Source organism: Streptomyces sp. NPDC059668, assembly GCF_042734135.1.
Classification (GTDB): domain Bacteria; phylum Actinomycetota; class Actinomycetes; order Streptomycetales; family Streptomycetaceae; genus Streptomyces.
On sequence record NZ_JBHWEL010000022.1, the window covers coordinates 46,675 to 69,076 of the forward strand.

Sequence of the window (22,402 nt, forward strand, 5' to 3'; positions counted from 1 at the left end):
CCCGGGCGAACCGGCCCGAACCTCACGACCCGGGCTCGGACCCGCGTCTCACGACTTCGGCCGGAACGTCTTCGTCAGCGTCTGCCAGGTGTCCTTGCGCAGATCGCTGTCCCAGGCGGAGGCCTTCGCCGTGTACATCAACGCATACCCCTGATGGGCGTTGACAACGAATCCGCGGTCGATCGACCGGTACTTCGTGCCTCCGTCCTGGTAGGTGAACTCCCAGTCGGCGGTGTTCCAGCCGCGGTAGTCCACCTTCTCTATGCGGATCCTCTGGTACTGCGAGCGCGTCATGTACCGCGACTGGTTCTCCCAGTCCGCGACCGGGTCGTCCTTGGGGGTCGACGTCCAGCCGACGAGCAGCTTCTGCCCGTCGGGGCCGGTGAAACGGGCGCCCGCGTCGTCCGTGGTCCGGTACTTCCATCCCTTGGGCAGCCCGATCGAGAACCCCTGGGCCCCCTCGTAGGTCGACTCCGCCGTGGAGCCGCCGGAACCGGTCTCCTTGCCGCCGCCCGAACCGCTGTCGTCGTCGGAGCCGCTCCCGTCGCCCGAGGCGCCCGCGCCGGGCGTGGCGCCCGACGTGCCGCCCCCGTCCGGGGCCGAGGAGTCGTCCTTCTTGTCTCCACTGTCGGTGTGCGCGCCCTTGTTCGCGTCCTTGCCGCCGCTGCCGGCGTTCGCCCCGCCGGACGCGGTGGTCTTGGTGCCGCCGCTCTTGCCGCCCTTCGCGCCGTTGCCGTCACCACCGCCGAGGGTGAGGGCCAGCACGGTCCCGATCACGACGAGGGCCAGGACCACCGCGATGACGACGAGGGTCCGCCGCGGCACCACGTCGGTGAGCGGCGCCCTCGGCGCGGGCCGCGGCGGTCGCTCGGGCGCCACCGGCCATCCCGAACCCTGGGAACCTCCCGAGCCCGAGCCGCCCGTGGTCCCGCTCGAACCGACCGCGTCCACCACCCGGGTCGAATCCGCCGAACCGCCCGTGTCCTTCGTGCCCGGCCCGCCGACCGGTCCGGAGCTCAGCCCCACCGTCACGCCGTCGCGGGCTCCCGGCTTGCGGGAGACGTCCGTCGCTCCGGTGCGCGGGCCCGGTGCGACCGCGCCCGAGCCGGCCGTCGTGGCCTTCCCGTCCGCGGGCTTCGACGGGGTCGCGCCCGCCGGAGCCGCCGGCCCGGGAACCGTCGGCGTCTTCGGAGCCGCGCCCTCGGTGCCCGCCGTACCGGTGGGCTTCGCGCGCGCCGTCGCCGCCGCGGTGGCGGCGCCGGCCGCCGAAGCGGCCTTGCGCACAGAACGCAGCGCACCACGGAACCGCTCGCCGGACTCCTCGCCCCGCTTGGCGCCGGAGCCGCCCGAACTACCCCTGCCGGAGCCCTCGTCCGGCAGCGGCGGCAGCGACACGACCTTCGTCGCGTCCACCGGCTCCGGCACGGCCGCCCGGGGCTCGGGGGCGCGGACCACCTCGCTGAGCATCGCTCGCGCACGCTCGTTGTCGAGCCGCTGCTCGGGGTCCTTGGCGAGCAGCCCGTAGATCACGTTCTCCAGCGGACCCGCGTTCTTCGGCTGTTCCACCGGCTCGGTCATGACCGCGGTGAGCGTCGCGATCGCGGAGCCCCTGTCGTACGGCGGGACGCCCTCGACCGACGCGTACAGCAGCCCGCCCAGCGACCACAGGTCGGCCGCGGGACCGGGCTTGTGACCGCGCGCCCGCTCCGGCGAGATGTAGGAGGGCGCGCCCACGAGCATGCCGGTCGAGGTGATCGACGGGTCGCCCTCCACCTGGGCGATGCCGAAGTCGGTCAGCACGACCCGGCCGTCGTCGGAGATCAGCACGTTCGACGGCTTCACGTCGCGGTGCAGGATGCCCTCGCGGTGCGCCGAGCGCAGTACGTCGAGTATCGCGAGCCCCACCTCGGCGGCGCGCTTCGGTGTGAGGACGCCGTCCTCACGGATGACCTCGGCGAGCGACTTGCCCTCGACGAGTTCCATCACGATCCACGGCCTGTTGTCCTCGTCGACCACGTCGAAGACCGTCACCGCGCCGTTGTTGCGAATGCGCGCGATCGCCTTGGCCTCACGCAGGGTGCGCGTGATCAGCCGCCGCTTCTCGTCCTCGTCGATGCTCGACGGGAACCTCAGCTCCTTGACGGCGACCGTGCGGCCCAGCGTTTCGTCCTGGGCCCGCCAGACCGTGCCCATGCCGCCGCGGCCGAGAACATCCCCCAGGCGGTACCGCCCGGCGAGGAGACGTTCGCTCTTGTCCTGACGGGATGCTCCCGCCCGCTCCGCGTCCGACATGCGTCCCCTCATGCAACCCGCCCTGACAGAGCCTTCATTGTCCCTCACCCGACAAGCGCTCAGCGCCCAGGGTGCCCCTCGGAAGGGGTCCGCCCGGTGCCGGGGCCGCGGCGTCCCGCATGATGGACGGCGAGAAGGAAGGACCGCCGATGCCATCGCGCCGGACACCTCGGACACTCCTGGTCATACCACTGTCCCTGACGCTCGCGGTACTGGCCCCGGCCGGCCTGTTCGGCCTGAACTCGCCCCTCTCCCCGTCCTTCCTCTCCCTGCCGCCGGCGGGTTCCGCGGCGTCCGCGCCACCCCGTCCGGGGGGTTCGCGGACACTTCCGCCGCCCGCGCCGACGGACCAGCCGTCACCCGCCCCGCCGAAGCCGACGGCCTCGCGCACCCCCGGGTCCCCCGCACCGGCCACCTCATACCCCCTCGCCTCCGTCGATTCCATCGGCTCCGTCGCGGCCGGCGCGCCAACCCCCCTCTCCCGGACCACCCGTGCCGCCCTCGACCGTCTCGTCACCCGCGGCGGGGCCCCGGCCGCGGCCCTGCTCTCCTCCGACGGCACGGGCTCACGCTTCGCCGGCGCCGGACGGGGCATCGCCCGTGCCGACCACTTCCGCGCGGGCAGTGTCACCAAGTCGTTCCTCGCGACCGTGGTGCTGCAACTGGCCGCCGAGCACCGACTGTCGCTGTCCGACTCGGTGGAAGCTCATCTTCCGCGTCTGGTGCGCGGAGCGGGCAACGACGGCCGCCGGCTGACCCTGCGCTCCCTGCTGACCCACACCAGCGGTCTGTACGACTTCACCGCGGACACCGGTGGCATCGTCCCGCTCACCCCGGCGGCGGCCGTACGCATCGCGCTCACCCACTCCCCGGCCCCCCGCGGCCGCTTCGCCTACTCGAACACCAACTACGTCCTGCTCGGCCTGGTCGTCCGCCAGGTCACCGGCCACTCCTACGCCGCCGAGGCCGAGCGGCGCATCATCGGTCCGCTCCGCCTGACCGGCACCTCTTTCCCCGGTGGTCTGACGTCCCTGCCCTCCCCGCACGGCCGCTCGTACACCGCCGACGGCAGGGACGTCACCGAGCTCGACCCGCGCGTGGCCGGCGCGGCGGGTGAGCTCGTCACCACCCTCACCGACCTGAACCGCTTCTACGCGGCCCTGCTCGGCGGCGAACTGCTCCCACCGCGCCTGCTGCGCGAGATGCTCGACACCCGCACCGCACACGGCCTGTACGGCATGGGCCTCTATCCCGTGAAACTGGCGTGCGGCACCACGGTCTGGGGGCACAACGGCCGCATATCCGGCAGTTATGTGCGCACCGCGGCCGATGCCGACGGCCGTCACGTCGTCAGCTTCCGCGTGAACACGGACCAGATCGCCGATCCCGGCCTCGAACCCGCTCTGCTCTCCACCGAGTTCTGCCCTCGCACCCGGTAGAACGGACGGGACCCGAGCGGAGATCCCGGATCCCTACGGCCGTTCGGGTGATGTGCCGGGAACCGCAGGTCAGAGGGGCACGATGTCCGGGGCCCCGAGCCGCGCCGCGTCGGCCGTCAGGTCGTCCGGCTGACGCTGGGACTCCCGCTCGGCCTCGACCCGCTTCTCGTAGTGCTCCACCTCGCGCTCGATCTGGTCCTTGTCCCAGCCGAGGACCGGCGCCATCAACTCGGCGGCCTCGCGGGCACTGCGCGTGCCGCGGTCGAAGGTCTCGATCGAGATGCGGGTCCGCCGGGTCAGCACGTCGTCCAGGTGCCGGGCGCCCTCGTGCGAGGCGGCGTAGACGATCTCGGCCTTGAGGTAGTCCTCGGCGGCCGGCAGCGGCTCAGCCAGGGCCGGGTCGGCGGCGATGAGGTCGAGGACCTCCTCCGCGAGCGCGCCGTAGCGGTTCAACAGGTGCTCCACGCGGACCACATGGAGCCCGGTGCGCTGCGCTATGCGGGCCCGCGCGTTCCACAGTGCCCGGTACCCCTCGGCGCCGAGCAGCGGGGTGTCCTCGGTGACGCACTCGGCGACGCGCTGGTCGAGTCCGTGCACCGCCTCGTCGACCGCGTCCTTGGCCATCACCCGGTAGGTCGTGTACTTGCCGCCCGCCACGACCACGAGGCCCGGCACCGGATGGGCCACGGTGTGCTCGCGCGACAGCTTGCTGGTGGCGTCCGACTCCCCGGCGAGCAGCGGCCGCAGTCCCGCGTAGACCCCCTGGACGTCGTCACGGGTCAGCGGTACCGAGAGCACCGAGTTCACGTGCTCCAGCAGATAGTCGATGTCCGCGCTGGACGCCGCCGGGTGGGCCTTGTCGAGGTCCCAGTCGGTGTCCGTGGTGCCGATGATCCAGTGCCGCCCCCAGGGGATGACGAAGAGGACGGACTTCTCGGTGCGCAGGATCAGACCGGTCGAGGAGTTGATCCGGTCCTTCGGTACGACCAGATGGATGCCCTTGGAGGCGCGTACGTGGAACTGGCCCCTCTCGCCGACCATGGCCTGGGTGTCGTCGGTCCACACGCCGGTGGCGTTGACGATCTGCTTGGCGTGGATCTCGTACTCCCCGCCGCCCTCGACGTCCTGCACCCGGGCGCCGACCACGCGCTCGCCCTCGCGCAGGAAGCCGGTCACGCGGGCACGGTTGGCGACCTTCGCGCCGTACGCCGCCGCCGTACGCACCAGGGTCGCCACATAGCGGGCGTCGTCCATCTGCGCGTCGTAGTACTGCAGCGCGCCCACCAGCGCGTCCTTCTTCAACGCGGGGGCGACGCGCAGGGCCTTGCCGCGGGAGAGATGACGGTGGGTGGGCAGGCCGCGTCCGTGGCCGCTCGTCATCGACATGGCGTCGTAGAGAGCCACGCCCGATCCGGCGTACAACCGCTCCCAGCCCTTGTGCTGGAGGGGATAGAGGAAGGGCACCGGCTTCACCAGGTGCGGTGCGAGCCGCTCCAGGAGGAGCCCGCGCTCCTTCAGGGCTTCGCGCACCAGGGCGAAGTCGAGCATCTCCAGGTAGCGCAGACCGCCGTGGATCAGCTTGCTGGACCGGCTCGACGTGCCCGACGCCCAGTCACGGGCCTCGACCAGGCCTGTGGACAGGCCGCGTGTCACGGCGTCGAGCGCGGTGCCCGCACCGACCACGCCCGCGCCCACCACCAGCACGTCCAGCTCGCGCTCGGCCATTCCCGCCAGGGACTCGGCACGCTCCGCCGGCCCCAGTTTCGCTGTCCTCACCGCTGCCTCCCGCTGTCTGTCGCGCTGGCCTCACCTGTCCGGCGACGCCCGGCTCACCTGCCCCCTGCCCAAAGTCTGACCGTCTTGCCCTTCTTCGGCCACCACGCGCCCTCAGCCTGTGGACAACACTCGCGGAAATTCGCCCGACCAATCCCACATATCGGTCATATTTACTCCTAGTCTGACATTGCGCTCGTCCATCCTGTCCACAGGACTTGCGCACCTGTCCCGCTTCGGTTACTGGGAAGGACGGCCCACGCCATGCCCGCAGATCTCGCCGTCATCGGACTCGGTCATCTCGGCCTGCCCCTGGCCCAGGCCGCCGTCGCCGCCGGCGTCTCCACGCTCGGCTACAAGACCGGGCCGGAAGGCGGCTCGCTCACCCCCGCCGAAGTGCGCCGGATGCTCTCGGGGGGCTTCCGGCCGACCACCGACCCGGTCGAACTCGGCCGGGTCCGCACCGCCGTCATCTGCGCCCCGACCCCACCGGGCCCGGACGGCGCGCACGACCTGGCCCAGGTGGCCTCCGCCGCCCGGACCCTGGCCGCGCACCTGCGCCCGCACACCACGGTGATCCTGGAGTCACCGGTGCACCCCGGGACCACGGACGACTTCCTGCGCCCCCTCCTCGAAGAGGGCTCCGGACTGCGCGCGGGGCGCGACTTCCACCTCGCGTACTCGCCCAGCCGGGTCGACCCGGGGAACCGCGACTTCACCCCGGCCAACACCCCCAAGATCATCGGTGGTCTCACCCCCGCCTGCACCGAGTCGGCCGCCGCCTTCTACGGCCGGCTCACGGACAAGGTCGTCCGCGCGCGGGGGCCACGCGAGGCGGAGACCGTGCAGCTCCTGGAGACCAACTACCGGCACGTGAACATCGCCCTGGTCAACGAGATGGCCGTGCTCTGCCACGACCTGGGCGTCGACCTGTGGGACGTCATCCGCTGCGCCGAGACCAAGCCCTTCGGCTTCCAGGCCTTCCGGCCGGGCCCCGGCGTCGGCGGACACGGCATCCCCCAGGACCTGACCGGCCGCGCGCCGCGCTCCCTGCGCATGGTCGAACTGGCCCAGCAGGTCAACAACCACATGCCCCAGTACGTCATCCGGCGCGCCGCCGCCCTCCTCAACGAGCACGGGAAATCGGCCCGCGCCGCACGTGTGCTCCTGCTCGGCGTCACCTACAAGGCCGATCTCGCCGACCAACAGGGCACTCCCGCCCACGAGATCGCCCTGCGCCTGATGGAACTCGGCGCGTCCGTCAGCTACCACGACCCCCTGGTCCCGGCCTGGAACGTCCTCGGCCGCCCCGTCCCGCGCGCCGACTCCCTGTACGAGGCGGCCGCCGACGCCGACCTCACGATCCTGCTCCAGCCGCACCGGACGTACGACCTCCAGGGCCTGTCCGTGAAGGCCCAGCTCCTGCTGGACACCCGCGGGGCGACCCCCACGGGAGCGGCGCACCGGCTCTGACCCCACCGAAATCCCCCCGGCCCGAGATCACCGCCGCCCATTGCCGTGCACCCTCTCCCGTACACACGTGCGACCACGAATCGGGCGCTCTCGGCTGTGCGCTCGCCTCCCTGGGGGATGCAGAGGGACCGCATGACTCGGCCGCCGTCCGGTCCACCCGCCGGCAACCCGTACGGAGGCCAGAACCCGTGGGCACGCGCGAGGGGCCCGGACCGATGCCGGTCCGGGCCCCTCGTTCAGGTCGAGCGCGAGATCACCGCTTGTGCTGCGAGTCCGCGACCGTCACCTCGACGCGCTGGAACTCCTTGAGCTCGCTGTAGCCGGTGGTGGCCATGGCACGGCGCAGGGCACCGAAGATGTTCATGGAACCGTCCGGGATGTGCGACGGGCCGGTGAGGATCTCCTCGATGGTGCCGACGGTGCCGAGGTCGACCTTCTTGCCGCGCGGCAGCTCCTCGTTGACCGCCTCCATGCCCCAGTGGTGGCCCTTGCCGGGCGCGTCCGTGGCACGGGCGAGCGGAGAGCCCATCATCACCGAGTCGGCGCCGCAGGCGATGGCCTTGGGCAGGTCGCCGGACCAGCCGACGCCACCGTCCGCGATCACGTGCACGTACCGGCCGCCGGACTCGTCCATGTAGTCGCGGCGGGCCGCGGCCACGTCGGCGACGGCGGTGGCCATCGGGACCTGGATGCCCAGCACGTTGCGCGTGGTGTGCGCGGCGCCGCCGCCGAAGCCGACCAGGACACCCGCCGCGCCGGTGCGCATCAGGTGCAGGGCCGCGGTGTACGTGGCACAGCCGCCGACGATGACGGGAACATCCAGCTCGTAGATGAACTGCTTGAGGTTCAGCGGCTCGGCGGCGCCCGAGACGTGCTCCGCCGACACCGTCGTACCGCGGATGACGAAGATGTCCACACCCGCGTCGACCACGGCCTTGGAGAACTGGGCCGTGCGCTGCGGGGACAGCGCTGCGGCGGTGACGACTCCGGAGTCGCGCACCTCCTTGATGCGCTGCCCGATCAGCTCCTCCTTGATGGGAGCCGCGTAGATCTCCTGCAGACGACGGGTCGCGGCGTCCACGTCCAGCTCGGCGATCTCGTCGAGCAGCGGCTGCGGGTCCTCGTACCTCGTCCACAGGCCTTCGAGGTTGAGGACGCCCAGGCCGCCCAGCTCGCCGATACGGATCGCGGTGGCCGGGGAGACGACCGAGTCCATCGGGGCGGCCAGGAACGGCAGCTCGAAGCGGTAGGCGTCGATCTGCCAGGCGATCGAGACCTCCTTCGGGTCCCGCGTACGGCGGCTCGGGACGACGGCGATGTCGTCGAAGGCGTACGCCCGGCGGCCGCGCTTGCCGCGCCCGATCTCGATCTCAGTCACGTGTGTGGCCTTTCCCTCTTCGGTTCTGCGCCTTCCAGTATCCCCGACGCCTACGACGAGAGCGGTCCCGGAACCTCCGGGACCGCCCTCGTTCGGGCTTCACGCACGCGTGGAGCTCTGTACGGCTGCTTGGTGACGGCTACTTGTTGCGGCTGTAGTTCGGTGCCTCGACCGTCATCTGGATGTCGTGCGGGTGGCTCTCCTTGAGGCCCGCCGAGGTGATCCGGACGAACCGGCCGTTGTCCTGGAGCTCGGGAACGGTACGCCCGCCGACGTAGAACATCGACTGGCGCAGGCCGCCGACCAGCTGGTGCACGACCGCGGACAGCGGACCGCGGTAGGGCACCTGGCCCTCGATGCCCTCGGGCACCAGCTTCTCGTCGGAGGCGACGCCCTCCTGGAAGTAACGGTCCTTGGAGAAGGAGCGCTGCTCGCCACGGGACTGCATGGCGCCCAGCGAGCCCATGCCGCGATACGACTTGAACTGCTTGCCGTTGATGAAGAGCAGCTCGCCCGGCGACTCCTCGCAGCCCGCCAGGAGCGAACCGAGCATCACCGTGTCGGCGCCGGCGACCAGGGCCTTGGCGATGTCGCCGGAGTACTGAAGACCGCCGTCGCCGATGACCGGGACACCGGCCGCCTTGGCGGCGAGGGAGGCCTCGTAGATGGCGGTGACCTGGGGTACGCCGATGCCGGCGACCACGCGGGTCGTGCAGATGGAGCCGGGGCCGACACCGACCTTGATGCCGTCGACACCCGCGTCGATGAGGGCCTGCGCGCCGTCACGGGTGGCGATGTTGCCGCCGATGACGTCCACGCCCGCGGAGTTCGACTTGATCTTGGCGACCATGTCGCCGACCAGCCGGGAGTGGCCGTGCGCGGTGTCGACGACGATGAAGTCGACGCCCGCCTCGATGAGGGCCTGGGCGCGCTCGAAGGCGTCACCGGCCACACCGACGGCCGCGCCGACCAGCAGACGCCCCTCGGCGTCCTTGGCGGCGTTCGGGTACTTCTCGGCCTTCACGAAGTCCTTGACCGTGATGAGGCCCTTGAGGACACCCGCGTCGTCGACCAGCGGAAGCTTCTCGATCTTGTGGCGGCGCAGCAGCTCCATGGCGTCGGTGCCGGAGATGCCGACCTTGCCGGTGACCAGCGGCATCGGCGTCATGACCTCGCGCACCTGGCGCGAACGGTCGGTCTCGAAGGCCATGTCGCGGTTGGTGACGATGCCGAGGAGCTTGCCGCCGCCGTCGGTCACCGGCACGCCGGAGATGCGGAACTTGGCGCAGATCGCGTCGGCCTCGCCGAGCGTCGCGTCCGGGTGGACCGTGATCGGGTCGGTCACCATGCCCGACTCGGACCGCTTCACCAGGTCGACCTGGTTGGCCTGGTCCTCGATGGACAGGTTGCGGTGCAGCACGCCGACACCGCCCTGGCGGGCCATCGCGATGGCCATGCGGGACTCGGTCACCTTGTCCATGGCCGCGGAGAGCAGCGGGATGTTCACCCGCACGTTCTTCGAGATGTACGAGGCGGTGTCGATCTCGTCGGGCGCCATGTCCGACGCGCCCGGCAGCAGCAGCACGTCGTCGTAGGTCAGCCCGAGTGTCGCGAATTTGGCGGGCACTCCGTCGACGTTGGCAGTCATGACACCTTCCCCAAATGGCCTTGATCGGTGCGGATGTCCATGCTAACGGGAAGCAAGGGTCTCCCATTCCACGGTTCGGATCGCCCTCGGGCTTCGTAGGTTCGTACGGGCGCCACGCCGGGGCCGTTCATCCGTCGGCCCGACAGCCTGGTCCCCGGGGTTCGCCTCCCCGTCACCGCGGTGCCGTAACACTCCGCGGACGCGGTTTCTCCCGACGATGCCGCACTCCACCGTGTCCGTTCTCACCTTTGCGGCAAGAAACCGGCGACCGCGCGACGGCGCACGGCGGAGCCGGGCACCGTGCACCCCGGCGCACACATCACAGGACGCGACACCCGCGCGGCAGAACACCGAGCGCGGCGGAACACGACGGAGCGCACGCCCGCGGCCCGCGCTCCCGCCCCGTACCCGCCCGTGCCTTCGGCAGCTCTCGCGCACGCTTCGGCAGCTCTCGCGCACGCCGGCCACGGCGCGCCCTCCGGCGACCGCGGCTGCGCGCCTACTGCTCCGCGAGCGCCCGCAGCCGGCTCAGCGCCCGGTGCTGAGCCACCCGGACCGCTCCCGGTGACATCCCCAGCATCTGGCCCGTCTCCTCGGCCGTGAGGCCCACCGCGATACGGAGCAGAAGCAGCTCGCGCTGGTTCTCGGGGAGGTTGGCCATCAGCTTCTTGGCCCATTCGGCGTCGCTGCTGAGCAGCGCGCGCTCCTCGGGACCGAGGGAGTCGTCGGGGCGCTCGGGCATCTCGTCCGAGGGGACCGCCGTCGACCCGGGATGGCGCATCGCGGCGCGCTGAAGGTCGGCGACCTTGTGCGCGGCGATGGCGAAGACGAAGGCTTCGAAGGGCCGCCCGGTGTCCTTGTAACGGGGCAGGGCGAGGAGCACCGCGACGCAGACCTCCTGCGCCAGGTCCTCCACGAAGTGCCGCGCGTCGCCCGGCAGCCGGGACAGACGCGTGCGGCAGTAGCGCAATGCCAGAGGATGAACATGAGCGAGCAGGTCGTGCGTGGCCTGCTCGTCGCCGTCGACCGCGCGATGGACGAGCGCACCGATCACCGTCGTCTCGTCGTCACGCATCGGTCCATGGTGCCTTGGCGTCGTTCTGTCCGTGGCACCGCGTCCGTAGTTGTGCACCGAAGCGTTATGAGCAGGTGCGCCGGAACTCATCTCCTGCGCCCTCCCCTTCCGCTCGACCGACTCGTCCCCGAGGAACTCCACACCTCAAGGATGCGGCATCGGCGGCGAAACGAGCAGCGGGCACCCGGCGCGCCCCCTTGTCGGCCCCGCCCGCCACGCGGCAGGCGGGGTGCGTCGTAGCCCCGCGACGGCTCACCTAGCGGACCAGGCCCCACCGGAAACCGAGCGCCACGGCGTGCGCTCGGTCCGAGGCGCCGAGCTTCTTGAAGAGCCGCCGGGCGTGCGTCTTCACCGTGTCCTCGGAGAGGAACAGCTCGCGGCCGATCTCCGCGTTGGAGCGGCCGTGGCTCATGCCCTCGAGGACCTGGATCTCACGCGCGGTGAGCGTGGGCGCGGCGCCCATCTCGGCCGAGCGCAGTCTGCGCGGGGCGAGCCGCCAGGTCGGGTCGGCGAGCGCCTGGGTCACGGTCGCGCGCAGCTCCGCCCGGGAGGCGTCCTTGTGCAGATATCCCCGGGCCCCGGCGGCGACGGCGAGTGCCACACCGTCCAGGTCCTCGGCCACGGTGAGCATGATGATGCGCGCACCGGGGTCGGCGGACAGCAGCCGCCGAACGGTCTCGACGCCGCCCAGACCGGGCATGCGTACGTCCATCAGAATCAGGTCCGAACGGTCGGCACCCCATCGGCGGAGCACCTCTTCTCCGTTGGCCGCAGTCGTCACGCGCTCGACGCCGGGCACGGTCGCCACCGCACGGCGGAGCGCCTCTCGGGCAAGCGGGGAGTCGTCGCAGACGAGGACGGATGTCATGGCCGCCCTCCGCAGCTGATGCGCGTCACCTTGAGCCTCCAGGCTGGTACGAATCGTCACCTGTGCGGTCGACACTCGCCGACGGAAACTGCCGTCTGCCCGAGCGCTTGTTCCTTCAACCGCCTCCGCACTCTCAACGATGGTCACTCGAAAGAGTTACGGGGCAGCCGGTCATCTTCGGCACTCTACGTGAAGGCACGGACACGGTGCAGACATGCGCTACGGACCCTCAATCTTTCAACACAACCTATGCCCCATTCAGCCTGTTTTCTTCCCATTTACTGGTGTCTGCGGCTAGATTCGCAATGAGTCATATTTTCATCTCCTTAGATCGTAGATGTACGGTCGGTGGGCACAGAGCATCCCAGAACGGCAACAAGGGGACACGCAATGGCAGATTTCTCCCGCCTTCCCGGTCCGAACGCGGATCTCTGGGACTGGCAGCTCCTCGCGGCATGCCGTGGGGTCGACAGCTCGCTCTTCTTCCATCCGGAGGGCGAGCGCGGTGCGGCACGGAGCGCTCGCGAGAACTCGGCCAAAGAGGTCTGTATGCGATGCCCGGTACGCGCGCAGTGCGCCGCTCACGCACTCGCGGTGCGCGAGCCGTACGGGGTGTGGGGCGGCCTGACCGAGGACGAGCGCGAAGAACTCATGGGACGGGCACGGAACCGCCTGGTGACGGCGTCGGCCACCGGGAGCGGCTCCGCTTCGAACACTTGAAGGAACGTTTCTTCATTGATGAGTCCGCAGCTGGGCGCAGAGGTGTGCCCCTGATCGGGCGTGCGTCGGCATGCCCTGGAACGGACGCGCGCACGCGCGTCCCTGACGCGTGCGCGGCGCCCGCGGTCGTCCGCCGTCGTCAGCGGGCCGCGGCCAGGGCCAGCTGGTCCAGCGTCGCCGCCACCGCCGGCACCTGAGAGAGATCCGGCAGCGTCAGCGCGACGATCTCCCGCCACACAGGCGGCTCCACGGTCACGGCGCGGGCGCCCTTGGGGCGTACGGACTCGATCGCGAGCTGCGGCAGCACCGCGACCCCCAGACCCGCGCCGACCAGCCCGACCACCGCGGGATAGTCGTCGGTGGCGAAGTCGATGCGGGGCGCGAAACCCTCGCGGCGGCAGACCTCCACCAGTTGCCCCCGGCACCGCGGGCAGCCCGCGATCCACGGTTCCCCGGCGAGTTCACCGATCGCGACGGACCCCGCGCGGGCGAGCCGGTGCCCCTCGGGGACCAGTCCGACCAGCCGGTCGCGCAGCAGCGGCCGTACGACCAGGTCGTCCCACTCCTCGACGCCCGCCGCTCCCTCGTAGCGGAACGCGAGCGCGATGTCGCAGTCGCCGTCGCGGAGCTTGTCGACGGACTCGGGCGGCTCGGCCTCCTCCAGCGAGACCCGGGTGCCGGGATGCGCGGCGCGCAGGGCGGCCAGTGCCGTGGGGACGAGGGTCGAACTGCCGCTGGGGAAGGAGACGAGCCGGACCCGGCCGGCGCGCAGGCCGGCGATCGCGGCGACCTCCTCCTCGGCGGCGGTCAGCCCCGCGATGATGCCGGCCGCGTGCCGCACCAGGGCCTCGCCCGCCTGCGTCAGGCGCATCTCACGGCCCGTGCGGATCAGCAGCGGTGTGCCGACGGACGATTCGAGCGCCTTCATCTGCTGGCTGACGGCGGGTTGGGTGCAGCCCAGTTCGCGTCCCGCCGCCGAGAAGGAACCGGTGGCGGCGACGGCGCGCAGAACACGGAGATGACGAGCCTCGATCACCGTTCGAGCATAAGCGAGACTTGGGTACGGTGGCGAATATCGCGTCGACGCTTTGCCTCCCATCGCCTAGCGTGCTGTCATGCAGCTTCTGTCTCTGAATCTGGGCCGTGCGCGCGCCGTCCCGTACACGGACCAGGCCGCCGGTGTGACCGGCATCGACAAACAGCCGGTGGCCGGGCCGGTGCGGGTGACGGCCCCCGGGCCCAAGGGGGTCGGCGCGAGCGGTCTGGCCGGGGACACGGTGTGCGACCTGCGCCACCACGGCGGGAACGACCAGGCCGTCTACGCCGTCGCCCGTGAGGACCTCGACGACTGGGAGCGCGAGCTCGGCCGGCCACTGGTGAACGGCGCCTTCGGCGAGAACCTCACGACGCGGGGACTGGACGTGTCCGGCGCGCGGATCGGTGAGCGCTGGCGGGTCGGCTCCGTGCTGGTCCTGGAGGTCACCTCCGGACGCATCCCCTGCCGCACGTTCCAGGAACACCTCGGGGAGCGCGGCTGGGTGAAGCGGTTCACCCGGAAAGCAGCGCCCGGAGCGTATCTGCGGGTCGTCGAGCCCGGGGAGATCCGCGCGGGGGACCCGATCGAGATCGTCCACCGGCCGGAGCACGAGGTGACGGTCGCGGTCGAGTTCCGCGCCATGACGACCGAACGCGAGCTGCTGCCAGGGCTGTTGGCCGCGGGCCGGGCACTGCATCCGGAGGCGTTGGCGGCGGCGGAGAAGTACGTGGCGCGGCAGGGCGGCTAGCGGTCGCGGCAGCACGCGCGGGGCACGGCGGGCGAGGGCCGCGGCACCGGCCGCGCGGCACACCGGGAGCGGGGCCGGGCACCGGGAGGCGGGGGGCGCGGTGCGCCTGGTCAGGTCACTAGCCTTGGGCCATGACAACGGCTCTGATTACGGGATCGACCGCGGGCATCGGCGCCGCCTTCGCGCGCCGCCTCGCGGCTGACGGCCACAACCTCGTGCTGGTGGCGCGCGACACCAAGCGCCTGGCCGAGCAGGCGACGGAACTGCACGACCGGCACGGCATCGAGGCGGAGGTGCTGACGGCCGACCTGGCGACGGACGACGGCATCGAGTCGGTGGCCAGGCGGCTGAGCGACCGCAGGAACCCGGTCGACCTGCTGATCAACAACGCCGGTTTCGGCAACAAGGGCCGCTACCTCGAGGTGTCGATGGCGGACGAGCTGACGATGCTCAAGGTGCACTGCGAGGCGGTGCTGCGGCTGACGTCGGCGGCGACCGCGGCCATGCGGGAGCGCGGCCGGGGCGGGGTCGTCAATGTGGCGTCGGTGGCCGCGTTCGTACCGCGGGGCACGTACGGGGCGTCCAAGGCGTGGGTCGTGCAGTTCACGCAGGGCGCGGCGAAGGATCTGGCCGGCAGCGGCGTACGGCTGATGGCGCTGGCTCCGGGCTTCGTGCGCACCGAGTTCCACCAGCGTGCCGGGATGGGCACGGACAACATCCCGAACTGGATGTGGCTCGACGCGGACAAGCTGGTCGCGGCGGCGCTCGCGGACCTGGCCCGCGGCAAGTCGCTGTCCATCCCCGACCTGCGTTACAAGGCGCTGATGGGTGTGGTGAAGGTGGCGCCGCGCGGGCTGCTCGGCGGGATCACGTCGAAGACGGGGCGCAAGTACGGGCCGCAGTAGAGCGGCTGAGCGGCTGAGCGGCTGAGCCGTAGAACAGCAGGACTGTACGGCCGTGGAGCTGTACGGCCGGTACGGACGGTACGGCCGTGGGGCGCGCGCGTGCCCGGTGCAGCGCTGAGGCCCAGCATCCCCGAAGGGAGCTGGGCCTCAGTGCTGTCCGACGGTGTGGGCGCCTACCGGTGCGGGCGCCTCACCGCGTGCCTCAGTGGGAGTGACCGTGGCCGTGGCCGTGGCCCGCGTCGGCCTCTTCCTCGGCCGGCTTCTCGACGACCAGGGTCTCGGTCGTGAGGAGCAGGGAGGCGATGGAGGCCGCGTTCTCCAGAGCGGAGCGGGTGACCTTGACCGGGTCGATGACACCGGACTTGACCAGGTCGCCGTACTCGCCGGTGGCGGCGTTGAAGCCCTGGCCCTTGTCGAGCTCGGCGACCTTGGAGGTGATGACGTAGCCCTCGAGGCCGGCGTTCTCGGCGATCCAGCGCAGCGGCTCGACGGCGGCGCGGCGGACGACCGCGACACCCGTGGCCTCGTCGCCGGTCTTGCCGAGGTTGCCCTCCAGGACCTTCACGGCGTGGACGAGCGCGGAGCCACCACCGGAGACGATGCCCTCCTCGACCGCGGCGCGGGTCGCGGAGATGGCGTCCTCCAGACGGTGCTTCTTCTCCTTGAGCTCCACCTCGGTGGCGGCGCCGACCTTGATCACGCACACGCCGCCGGCCAGCTTCGCGAGGCGCTCCTGGAGCTTCTCGCGGTCCCAGTCGGAGTCCGTGTTCTCGATCTCGGCCTTGATCTGGTTGACGCGGCCCACGACGGCGTCGTGCTCGCCGCCGCCGTCGACGACGGTGGTGTCGTCCTTGGTGACCGTCACGCGGCGGGCGGTGCCCAGCACGTCCAGACCGACCTGGTCGAGCTTGAGGCCGACCTCCTCGGCGATGACCTGACCGCCGGTGAGGGTGGCGAGGTCGCCCAGCATGGCCTTGCGGCGGTCGCCGAAGCCGGGGGCCTTCACGGCGACGGCGTTGAACGTGCCGCGGATCTTGTTCACGACCAGGGTCGAGAGGGCCTCGCCGTCGACGTCCTCGGCGATGATCAGCAGCGGCTTGGAGGCGTTGGCCTGGATGACCTTCTCCAGCAGCGGCAGCAGGTCCTGGATGGAGGAGATCTTGCCCTGGTGGATGAGGATGTACGGGTCCTCGAGGACGGCCTCCATGCGCTCCTGGTCCGTCACGAAGTACGGCGACAGGTAGCCCTTGTCGAAGGCCATGCCCTCGGTGAAGTCCAGCTCCAGACCGAAGGTGTTGGACTCCTCGACGGTGATGACACCGTCCTTGCCGACCTTGTCCATCGCCTCGGCGATGAGCTCGCCGACCTGGCTGTCCTGGGCGGACAGGGCGGCGACGGCGGCGATGTCGGACTTCTCGTCGATCGGGCGGGCGGTCGCGAGGAGCTCCTCGGACACGGCCTTGACCGCGGCGTCGATGCCCTTCTTGAGCAGCGCCGGGGAGGCACCCGCGGCGACGTTCTTCAGGCCCTCGCGGACGAGCGCCTGGGCCAGCACGGTGGCGGTGGTCGTACCGTCACCCGCGATGTCGTTGGTCTTGGTCGCCACCTCCTTCACCAGCTGGGCGCCGAGGTTCTCGTACGGGTCGTCGAGCTCGACCTCGCGGGCGATGGTGACGCCGTCGTTGGTGATGGTGGGGGCGCCGAACTTCTTGTCGATGACGACGTTGCGGCCCTTGGGGCCGATCGTCACCTTCACCGTGTCGGCAAGCTTGTTGACGCCGCGCTCAAGGGCGCGACGGGCGTCCTCGTCGAACTTCAGGATCTTCGCCATGGGAGCGGTTCAGCCCTCTCGGAAAACGTGGGTGAAAACGAACCGCGCCCCCAGCGCCCGGCTTCATAAGGTCGCGGGGGCCAGGGGCGCAGTTCACTGCAGAACTGTGGTGAATTACTTCTCGATGATCGCGAGCACGTCGCGGGCCGAGAGGACGAGGTACTCCTCGCCGTTGTACTTCACCTCGGTGCCGCCGTACTTGCTGTACAGCACGATGTCGCCGGTGCTGACGTCGAGCGGCAGGCGCTCGCCGTTCTCGAAGCGGCCCGGGCCCACGGCGAGGACGACGCCCTCCTGGGGCTTCTCCTTCGCGGTGTCCGGGATGACCAGGCCAGAAGCCGTGGTCTGCTCGGCGTCCAGCGGCTGGACCACGACACGGTCCTCGAGCGGCTTGATGGCAACCTTGGAGCTGGTGGTCGTCACGATCCGACCTCCCCCTTCGGAGATCTCACGGGGTTAACTGTCTGAGGTGGCGACCAGGTGGATCCGTCGTCGCGGGTGCCGGACCTGCCCGTCGCTATTGGCACTCTCCAGTGGGGAGTGCCAGGCCTGAGACTATGACCGCGATTAGCACTCGGTCAAGCGGAGTGCCAAAGGCCTTCGGCGTGGCGTGGGGTTCGGGGTGCCGTTCGTCGGTGTGGGCGCGCTGCTGGGGGCCCTGCCCCCGGACCCCCGGCCAAGGGGCTGCGCCCCCTGGACCCCCGCCATCGCCCGGAGGGCTGGTCCTCAAACGCCGGACGGGCTGGATCGGCGGGCGTGGGTCATCAGAGGTAGTTCTCCAGGCGGGCCGGGGTGAAGCCCTCCGCCTGGATGCGGCGGAGGAGGCGGGTGGTCGCGGCGGTGAGGTTCGGCTCCTCGAAGCCGGACAGGATGTCGCCGGGGCGCAGCCGGTGGGCGTCGGCCTCCCTGCCCAGGACGACGGCCGAGACCCCGCAGTCGGCGGCGGCGCGCAGGGTGGTGGTGTCGTAGGTGCCGTAGGGGGGCCGGAAGAGCCGGGGGCGGATGCCGAAGCGGGCCTTGAGCTTCTCCTGCTGGCCGCAGATCTCGGCCCGCTGGCCGGCGTACGGCAGGCCGCGCAGCGAGGCGTGGTCGAGGGTGTGGTTCTGCACGCTCGCGCCCACCTCCCGCAGCCGCGCGAAGTGCCCGTAACCGGGGCCGACGACGCTGTCCGTGAGGAACATGCTGACCGGCAGCCGCAGTTCACGCACCATGTCGACGAACCGCGGGTCGCGTTCGGCGCCGTCGTCGTACGTCAGGAAGACCACCTTGTCGCGGGTGGGCACGCGGCCGACGACCGGGACCAGCCCCTTCCGGTCGCGGCGCACGCCGGTGCGGGCGGGCGGTCGCGGAGCCGGGGCGAGCGGGGCGGAGAGTCCCCAGCGCCGGTACGTCGCCGACGCGGGACCGTGCGGGCGGGCCCTGCCCACTTCCTGTGCGGCCTTCTTGCCCAGGCGCTCGATCGGGTCGACGGACTGGGCGCAGCCGGCCAGCAGGACGGCGGCGAGCGCCGTGGCCAGCGCGGCGCCCGCCCGCGCGCGCACCCGGGTGCCCGGGCCCGGCGACCCTCGTCTCACAGGTGGCCCTCCCGCGCCGCGGCCGGTCCCCGGCGCTCGGCCGCGGGCGCCGGCGACGCCCGCCGCGGGCCTGGTGCGGGCCACACCTCCGCGACCCCGCCGCCGGCACGGCCGGAGGCGGTTCCGATGACGGCGAGGACGGCGGTCCCGCTTCGGACACTCGTCCATTTCGCGTCATTTTTATCGGCTTGTCGTACTGATCGCATGGTGTCGGATCCTCCCAGGCCAGGGCCCGTACGGGGCTTCGACACCGCGACCGGACGCGCACCGTCCACCGACTGGCCCACACTGACCGACAATGGGCCGGTGAACGACGTCTCCTTCGCCTCCCTGCTCACCCCCGAGGGCCACGCGCTGCTCGACGAGGTACGCGGCACCGAACCGGCCCAGGAGCTGGCCGTCGCCACCCGGCTGCGCCGCACCCATCCGGCCGAGTTGGTCTCCGCGGCGCTCGGCCAGGCGCGGCTGCGGCAGCGGGCGGCGGCGAAGTTCGGCGCCGAGGACGCGGAGCGGATGTTCTTCACGGCGAACGGGGTCGAGCAGTCGACCCGGACCACGGTCGCCACGCACCGCGCGGAGCGTCTGCGCGCCCTCGGAGTGCGCTCGGTCGCCGACCTCTGCTCCGGCATCGGCGGCGACGCGATCGCGCTGGCCCGCGCCGGGATCCGCGTCCTCGCCGTCGACCGTGACCCCCTGGCGGCCGCCGCCGCCCGCGCGAACGCGGACGCGCTCGGGCTCTCCGGTCTGATCGAGGTGCGCGAGGCCGATGTCACGGAGGTGGACACGGCCCCGTACGACGCCGTCTTCGTGGACCCGGCACGGCGGGGCGGCAGGGCGGGCGGGCGGATCTTCGACCCCGAGGCGTACTCACCGCCGCTCTCCTGGGCGGTCGGGGCGGCTCTGAAGGCCCCGCTCGCCGCCCTGAAGATCGCCCCGGGCATCCCGCACGAGACGGTCCCCGCCGAGGCGGAGGCCGAGTGGATCTCGGACGGCGGGGACGTGAAGGAGGCCGTGCTGTGGTTCGGCACCGAACCGGGTCTGGTGCGCGCCACCCTGCTGCCCGGCCCGCGCCTCCTGCGCGGCCGCGGCCTGCCCGACCCCTCGGTGCGGCCGGTCGGACGCTATCTGTACGAGCCCGACGGCGCCGTGATCCGCGCCCATCTGGTCGCCGAGGCGGCCGAGGACCTCGACGGCGGGCTCCTCGACGAAACCATCGCGTACATCACCGCGGACACGCTGCGCCCGACCCCGTACGCCACCGCGTACGAGATCACCGACCGGCTCCCCTTCAACGTGAAGAAGCTGAAGGCGCTGCTGCGGGAGCGGGAGGTCGGCGTGCTGACGGTGAAGAAGCGCGGCTCCGCGGTCGAGCCGGAGGAACTGCGCAGGAAGGTCAAGCCGCAGGGTCCGCACGCGGCCACCGTCTTCCTGACCCGGGTCGCGGGGGCACCGACGATGCTGCTCGGCCACCCGGCCCGGCAGCACTCCGCCTGACGGCACCGCACCACGCCCCAGGGCGTGTTGCGCCCTAGCCGCACTCCTCCGCGCGTGCCTCCAGCAGTTTCCGTTCGCGTTCGTTGCGGGCCAGACCGGCGGCCCGTTCGAACTCCGCCCGCGCCTCCCGTGTGCGCCCCAGCCGCGCGAGCAGGTCCCCGCGGACGCTGGGAAGCAGGTGGTAGTCGCGCAGGGCGGGTTCGGCCGCGAGCGTGTCGACGATGGCCAGGGCGGGTCCGGGGCCGTCCGCCATCGAGACGGCGACTGCCCGGTTGAGTTCCACGACGGGCGACGGGGAACGCGCCGCGAGAAGTCCGTACAGCGTGGCGATCTGCCGCCAGTCCGTGTCCTCGTAGGTGTACGCCTGGGCGTGGCTGGCGGCGATGGCGGCCTGTAGGGCGTAGGGACCCGGGGCACCGGTGGTGACGGCGCTCGCGCGGGCCAGGGCGGCGAAGCCGCGGTGGATCAGCAGGCGGTTCCAGCGGCGGCGGTTCTGGTCCCTGAGGAGGACCGGCTCGCCCGAGGGCCCGGTGCGGGCGGCCGCGCGGGACTCCTGGAGCTCCAACAGCGCGACGAGCCCGTGCACCTCGGGCTCCTCGGGCATCAGCTCGGCGAGGACGCGGGCCAGCCGGAGGGCCTCCTCGCAGAGGGCGGGGCGCAGCAGGTCGTCGCCGGCCGTGGCCGCGTACCCCTCGTTGAAGACCAGGTAGATGACCTCGAGGACCGAGCCGAGCCGGCTCTCCCGGTCCGGGCCGTAGGGGACCTCGAAGGGGACCCCCTTCGTCGCCAGCGTCCGTTTGGCGCGCACGATGCGCTGGGCGATCGTCGCCTCCGGCGCGAGGAAGGCGCGGGCGATCTCCGGTGTGCTCAGTCCGCCGAGCAGGCGCAGCGTGAGGGCGATGCGGGCCTGGGCGGACAGCACCGGGTGGCAGGCGGTGAACACGAGCCGGAGCAGGTCGTCGTCGATGTCGTCCGGGTCGGAGGGTTCCTCGAAGGGGACGGTCGTCTCCAGGTCGCGCCCGATCTCCTCCAGCTTGCGCGCGTAGCGCTCCCGGCGGCGTACGAGGTCGATCGCCCGGTGCTTGGCCGTGGCCATGAGCCAGGCGCCGGGGTTGTCCGGGACCCCGTCCCGCGGCCACTGCTCCAGCGCCGCGACGAGTGCGTCCTGGGCCAGCTCCTCGGCGATGCCGACGTCCCGGACGACGCGGGTGACGCCGGCGATGATCCGGGGCGACTCGATCCGGAAGATCGTCTCCACGGTCTCGTCGGCACCGGACGGGGTGACGGTGGGCTGCTGTTCCACAGCCCACCATCAGACACCAGCGGACCGGCTGGGCCAAGCCGCCGCTCAGCCCTCGGCGATCTCCCGCACCTCGCAGGTCACGGTCCAGTGCTCCTCGTGCGTCTTCAGGAACCGCTTGGTCCACTCCAGCGCCTCGGCCATGTCCTTGCACTGCATGAGCGCGTAACCGCCGACGACCTCCTTGGACTCGGTGAAGGGGCCGTCGGTGACGGACAGCTGTCCGCCCTCCCAGTGCACCCGCTTGCCCTGGACGGTCGGCGTCAGTCCGGCGGTGTCGAGCATGACCCCCGCCTTGGTGATCTCCTCGATCAGCTCGCCCATCCGCTGCATCAGCTCCGGGCTCGGGCCCTCGGCGGGGGCGTTGGTCTCGTCGATACGGACCAGGGACAGGTAGCGGGGCATGGTGGCTCCTTCGGTGCGGAGGGCGGGGCTTCTCCTCGCCTCTCACCCCTGCGTCGATCGCGGGGCGCCGGTTTCGACACGGTCCCCGGAAAACCTCGAAGATTCTTTTCCGAGCGCCGCGGGACGGCTTCCGAGGCTTCCCGGGCGGCCCACGGGCAGCTGCGGGAAGGGCCGGAGGACGGCTGTCCGGGGAGCTCTACCGCCCGTGTCCGCGGTGTGCGACGTTTCCCCTGTGCCCTTCGACCACAACGACCACTACCACCGGCTCCTGCTGCGGAAACTGCCCGGACACGGGCACGGACACGGGCGCACCGCGCTGGACGTGGGCTGCGGCACCGGCCGCGGGGGGGGGCGGGGGGGCGCGCGCGGGGGGGGCGGGGGCGCCCGCCGGGCGGGGCCCGCGGGGGTGTGGTCTCGGTTAAAAAAAAAAAAAACACCCGCGA

18 protein-coding genes are annotated in these 22,402 nt (G+C 71.6%); 6 read left to right on the forward strand and 12 right to left on the reverse strand.

From position 1 onward, the window contains the following. Positions 1 to 48: 48 nt before the first annotated feature. Positions 49 to 2,292, reverse strand: a complete 2,244-nt coding sequence (locus ACFV2J_RS18155) for a serine/threonine-protein kinase (RefSeq protein WP_385081600.1) — start codon at positions 2,290 to 2,292, stop codon at positions 49 to 51. A 149-nt stretch (positions 2,293 to 2,441) separates the two neighbouring features. Between ACFV2J_RS18155 and ACFV2J_RS18160 the strand changes: the two genes are divergently transcribed. Next, entirely contained in the window at positions 2,442 to 3,731 is a 1,290-nt protein-coding gene (locus ACFV2J_RS18160) for a serine hydrolase (protein WP_385081562.1), read from the forward strand. Positions 3,732 to 3,800: 69 nt separating this feature from the next. Here the strand turns inward: ACFV2J_RS18160 and ACFV2J_RS18165 are convergent, their stop codons facing one another. After that, entirely contained in the window at positions 3,801 to 5,507 is a 1,707-nt protein-coding gene (locus tag ACFV2J_RS18165) for a glycerol-3-phosphate dehydrogenase/oxidase (RefSeq protein WP_385081561.1), read from the reverse strand. Between the two features lie 261 nt (positions 5,508 to 5,768). Here ACFV2J_RS18165 and ACFV2J_RS18170 point away from each other — a divergent pair, with 261 nt between their 5' ends. Beyond that, complete coding sequence (locus ACFV2J_RS18170) at positions 5,769 to 6,977, forward strand: nucleotide sugar dehydrogenase (RefSeq protein WP_385081560.1); 1,209 nt, start codon at positions 5,769 to 5,771, stop codon at positions 6,975 to 6,977. Between the two features lie 253 nt (positions 6,978 to 7,230). On the opposite strand, the gene ACFV2J_RS18175 is transcribed toward ACFV2J_RS18170, so the two are convergent. The 4 genes from ACFV2J_RS18175 to ACFV2J_RS18190 form a co-directional block, all read right to left on the reverse strand. Continuing rightward, on the reverse strand, positions 7,231 to 8,355 hold the full coding sequence (locus ACFV2J_RS18175; RefSeq protein ID WP_385081559.1) for a GuaB3 family IMP dehydrogenase-related protein: 1,125 nt from the start codon (positions 8,353 to 8,355) through the stop codon (positions 7,231 to 7,233). Between the two features lie 139 nt (positions 8,356 to 8,494). Then, the gene (gene guaB, locus ACFV2J_RS18180; protein WP_329321705.1) at positions 8,495 to 10,003 is read right to left on the reverse strand and encodes an IMP dehydrogenase; all 1,509 of its coding nucleotides are present in this window, start codon (positions 10,001 to 10,003) and stop codon (positions 8,495 to 8,497) included. 499 nt (positions 10,004 to 10,502) lie between these two features. Then, positions 10,503 to 11,078, reverse strand: coding sequence for a sigma-70 family RNA polymerase sigma factor (locus ACFV2J_RS18185; protein ID WP_148010063.1), 576 nt, complete (start codon positions 11,076 to 11,078; stop codon positions 10,503 to 10,505). A 256-nt stretch (positions 11,079 to 11,334) separates the two neighbouring features. Then, entirely contained in the window at positions 11,335 to 11,946 is a 612-nt protein-coding gene (locus ACFV2J_RS18190) for a response regulator transcription factor (RefSeq protein WP_003948568.1), read from the reverse strand. 390 nt (positions 11,947 to 12,336) lie between these two features. Between ACFV2J_RS18190 and ACFV2J_RS18195 the strand changes: the two genes are divergently transcribed. Continuing rightward, positions 12,337 to 12,666 carry a WhiB family transcriptional regulator gene (locus ACFV2J_RS18195; protein ID WP_153289078.1) on the forward strand — a complete coding sequence of 110 codons (330 nt, stop codon included), beginning with the start codon at positions 12,337 to 12,339 and terminating at the stop codon, positions 12,664 to 12,666. Between the two features lie 139 nt (positions 12,667 to 12,805). Here the strand turns inward: ACFV2J_RS18195 and ACFV2J_RS18200 are convergent, their stop codons facing one another. Then, a complete protein-coding gene (locus tag ACFV2J_RS18200) occupies positions 12,806 to 13,702 on the reverse strand; it encodes a LysR family transcriptional regulator (RefSeq protein ID WP_385081557.1) in 897 nt (298 codons plus the stop codon). 79 nt (positions 13,703 to 13,781) lie between these two features. Between ACFV2J_RS18200 and ACFV2J_RS18205 the strand changes: the two genes are divergently transcribed. Together ACFV2J_RS18205 and ACFV2J_RS18210 are read left to right on the forward strand one after the other, a co-directional pair. After that, a complete protein-coding gene (locus tag ACFV2J_RS18205; protein ID WP_385081556.1) occupies positions 13,782 to 14,450 on the forward strand; it encodes an MOSC domain-containing protein in 669 nt (222 codons plus the stop codon). A 131-nt stretch (positions 14,451 to 14,581) separates the two neighbouring features. Beyond that, a complete protein-coding gene (locus ACFV2J_RS18210; protein WP_385081555.1) occupies positions 14,582 to 15,355 on the forward strand; it encodes an SDR family NAD(P)-dependent oxidoreductase in 774 nt (257 codons plus the stop codon). A gap of 202 nt (positions 15,356 to 15,557) precedes the next feature. On the opposite strand, the gene groL is transcribed toward ACFV2J_RS18210, so the two are convergent. From groL to ACFV2J_RS18225, 3 genes are all read right to left on the reverse strand, one after another. Continuing rightward, positions 15,558 to 17,186 carry a chaperonin GroEL gene (gene groL / locus ACFV2J_RS18215; protein WP_266700883.1) on the reverse strand — a complete coding sequence of 543 codons (1,629 nt, stop codon included), beginning with the start codon at positions 17,184 to 17,186 and terminating at the stop codon, positions 15,558 to 15,560. 114 nt (positions 17,187 to 17,300) lie between these two features. Continuing rightward, the gene (gene groES / locus ACFV2J_RS18220; RefSeq protein WP_060901476.1) at positions 17,301 to 17,609 is read right to left on the reverse strand and encodes a co-chaperone GroES; all 309 of its coding nucleotides are present in this window, start codon (positions 17,607 to 17,609) and stop codon (positions 17,301 to 17,303) included. 341 nt (positions 17,610 to 17,950) lie between these two features. Continuing rightward, the gene (locus ACFV2J_RS18225) at positions 17,951 to 18,760 is read right to left on the reverse strand and encodes a polysaccharide deacetylase family protein (RefSeq protein WP_385081553.1); all 810 of its coding nucleotides are present in this window, start codon (positions 18,758 to 18,760) and stop codon (positions 17,951 to 17,953) included. A 306-nt stretch (positions 18,761 to 19,066) separates the two neighbouring features. On the opposite strand from ACFV2J_RS18225, the gene ACFV2J_RS18230 reads away from it, so the two are divergent. Then, positions 19,067 to 20,254: a methyltransferase domain-containing protein gene (locus ACFV2J_RS18230; RefSeq protein WP_385081552.1), complete on the forward strand. Its 1,188-nt coding sequence runs from the start codon at positions 19,067 to 19,069 to the stop codon at positions 20,252 to 20,254. A gap of 34 nt (positions 20,255 to 20,288) precedes the next feature. Here the strand turns inward: ACFV2J_RS18230 and ACFV2J_RS18235 are convergent, their stop codons facing one another. Both ACFV2J_RS18235 and ACFV2J_RS18240 read right to left on the reverse strand, forming a co-directional pair. Next, the gene (locus tag ACFV2J_RS18235) at positions 20,289 to 21,557 is read right to left on the reverse strand and encodes an RNA polymerase sigma factor (RefSeq protein WP_385081551.1); all 1,269 of its coding nucleotides are present in this window, start codon (positions 21,555 to 21,557) and stop codon (positions 20,289 to 20,291) included. A 45-nt stretch (positions 21,558 to 21,602) separates the two neighbouring features. After that, entirely contained in the window at positions 21,603 to 21,959 is a 357-nt protein-coding gene (locus ACFV2J_RS18240) for a YciI family protein (protein WP_385081550.1), read from the reverse strand. Positions 21,960 to 22,402 lie beyond the last annotated feature (443 nt).

What these genes read in the sequence shown, in the direction of transcription:
- ACFV2J_RS18170 (WP_385081560.1), top strand. Translation starts at nt 5,769, where the DNA reads ATGCCCGCAGATCTCGCCGTCATCGGACTCGGTCATCTCGGCCTGCCC.
- ACFV2J_RS18160 (WP_385081562.1), top strand. Translation starts at nt 2,442, where the DNA reads ATGCCATCGCGCCGGACACCTCGGACACTCCTGGTCATACCACTGTCC.
- ACFV2J_RS18190 (WP_003948568.1), bottom strand. Translation starts at nt 11,946, where the DNA reads ATGACATCCGTCCTCGTCTGCGACGACTCCCCGCTTGCCCGAGAGGCG.
- ACFV2J_RS18205 (WP_385081556.1), top strand. Translation starts at nt 13,782, where the DNA reads ATGCAGCTTCTGTCTCTGAATCTGGGCCGTGCGCGCGCCGTCCCGTAC.
- guaB (WP_329321705.1), bottom strand. Translation starts at nt 10,003, where the DNA reads ATGACTGCCAACGTCGACGGAGTGCCCGCCAAATTCGCGACACTCGGG.
- ACFV2J_RS18240 (WP_385081550.1), bottom strand. Translation starts at nt 21,959, where the DNA reads ATGCCCCGCTACCTGTCCCTGGTCCGTATCGACGAGACCAACGCCCCC.
- ACFV2J_RS18155 (WP_385081600.1), bottom strand. Translation starts at nt 2,292, where the DNA reads ATGTCGGACGCGGAGCGGGCGGGAGCATCCCGTCAGGACAAGAGCGAA.
- ACFV2J_RS18185 (WP_148010063.1), bottom strand. Translation starts at nt 11,078, where the DNA reads ATGCGTGACGACGAGACGACGGTGATCGGTGCGCTCGTCCATCGCGCG.
- groL (WP_266700883.1), bottom strand. Translation starts at nt 17,186, where the DNA reads ATGGCGAAGATCCTGAAGTTCGACGAGGACGCCCGTCGCGCCCTTGAG.
- ACFV2J_RS18195 (WP_153289078.1), top strand. Translation starts at nt 12,337, where the DNA reads ATGGCAGATTTCTCCCGCCTTCCCGGTCCGAACGCGGATCTCTGGGAC.
- ACFV2J_RS18210 (WP_385081555.1), top strand. Translation starts at nt 14,582, where the DNA reads ATGACAACGGCTCTGATTACGGGATCGACCGCGGGCATCGGCGCCGCC.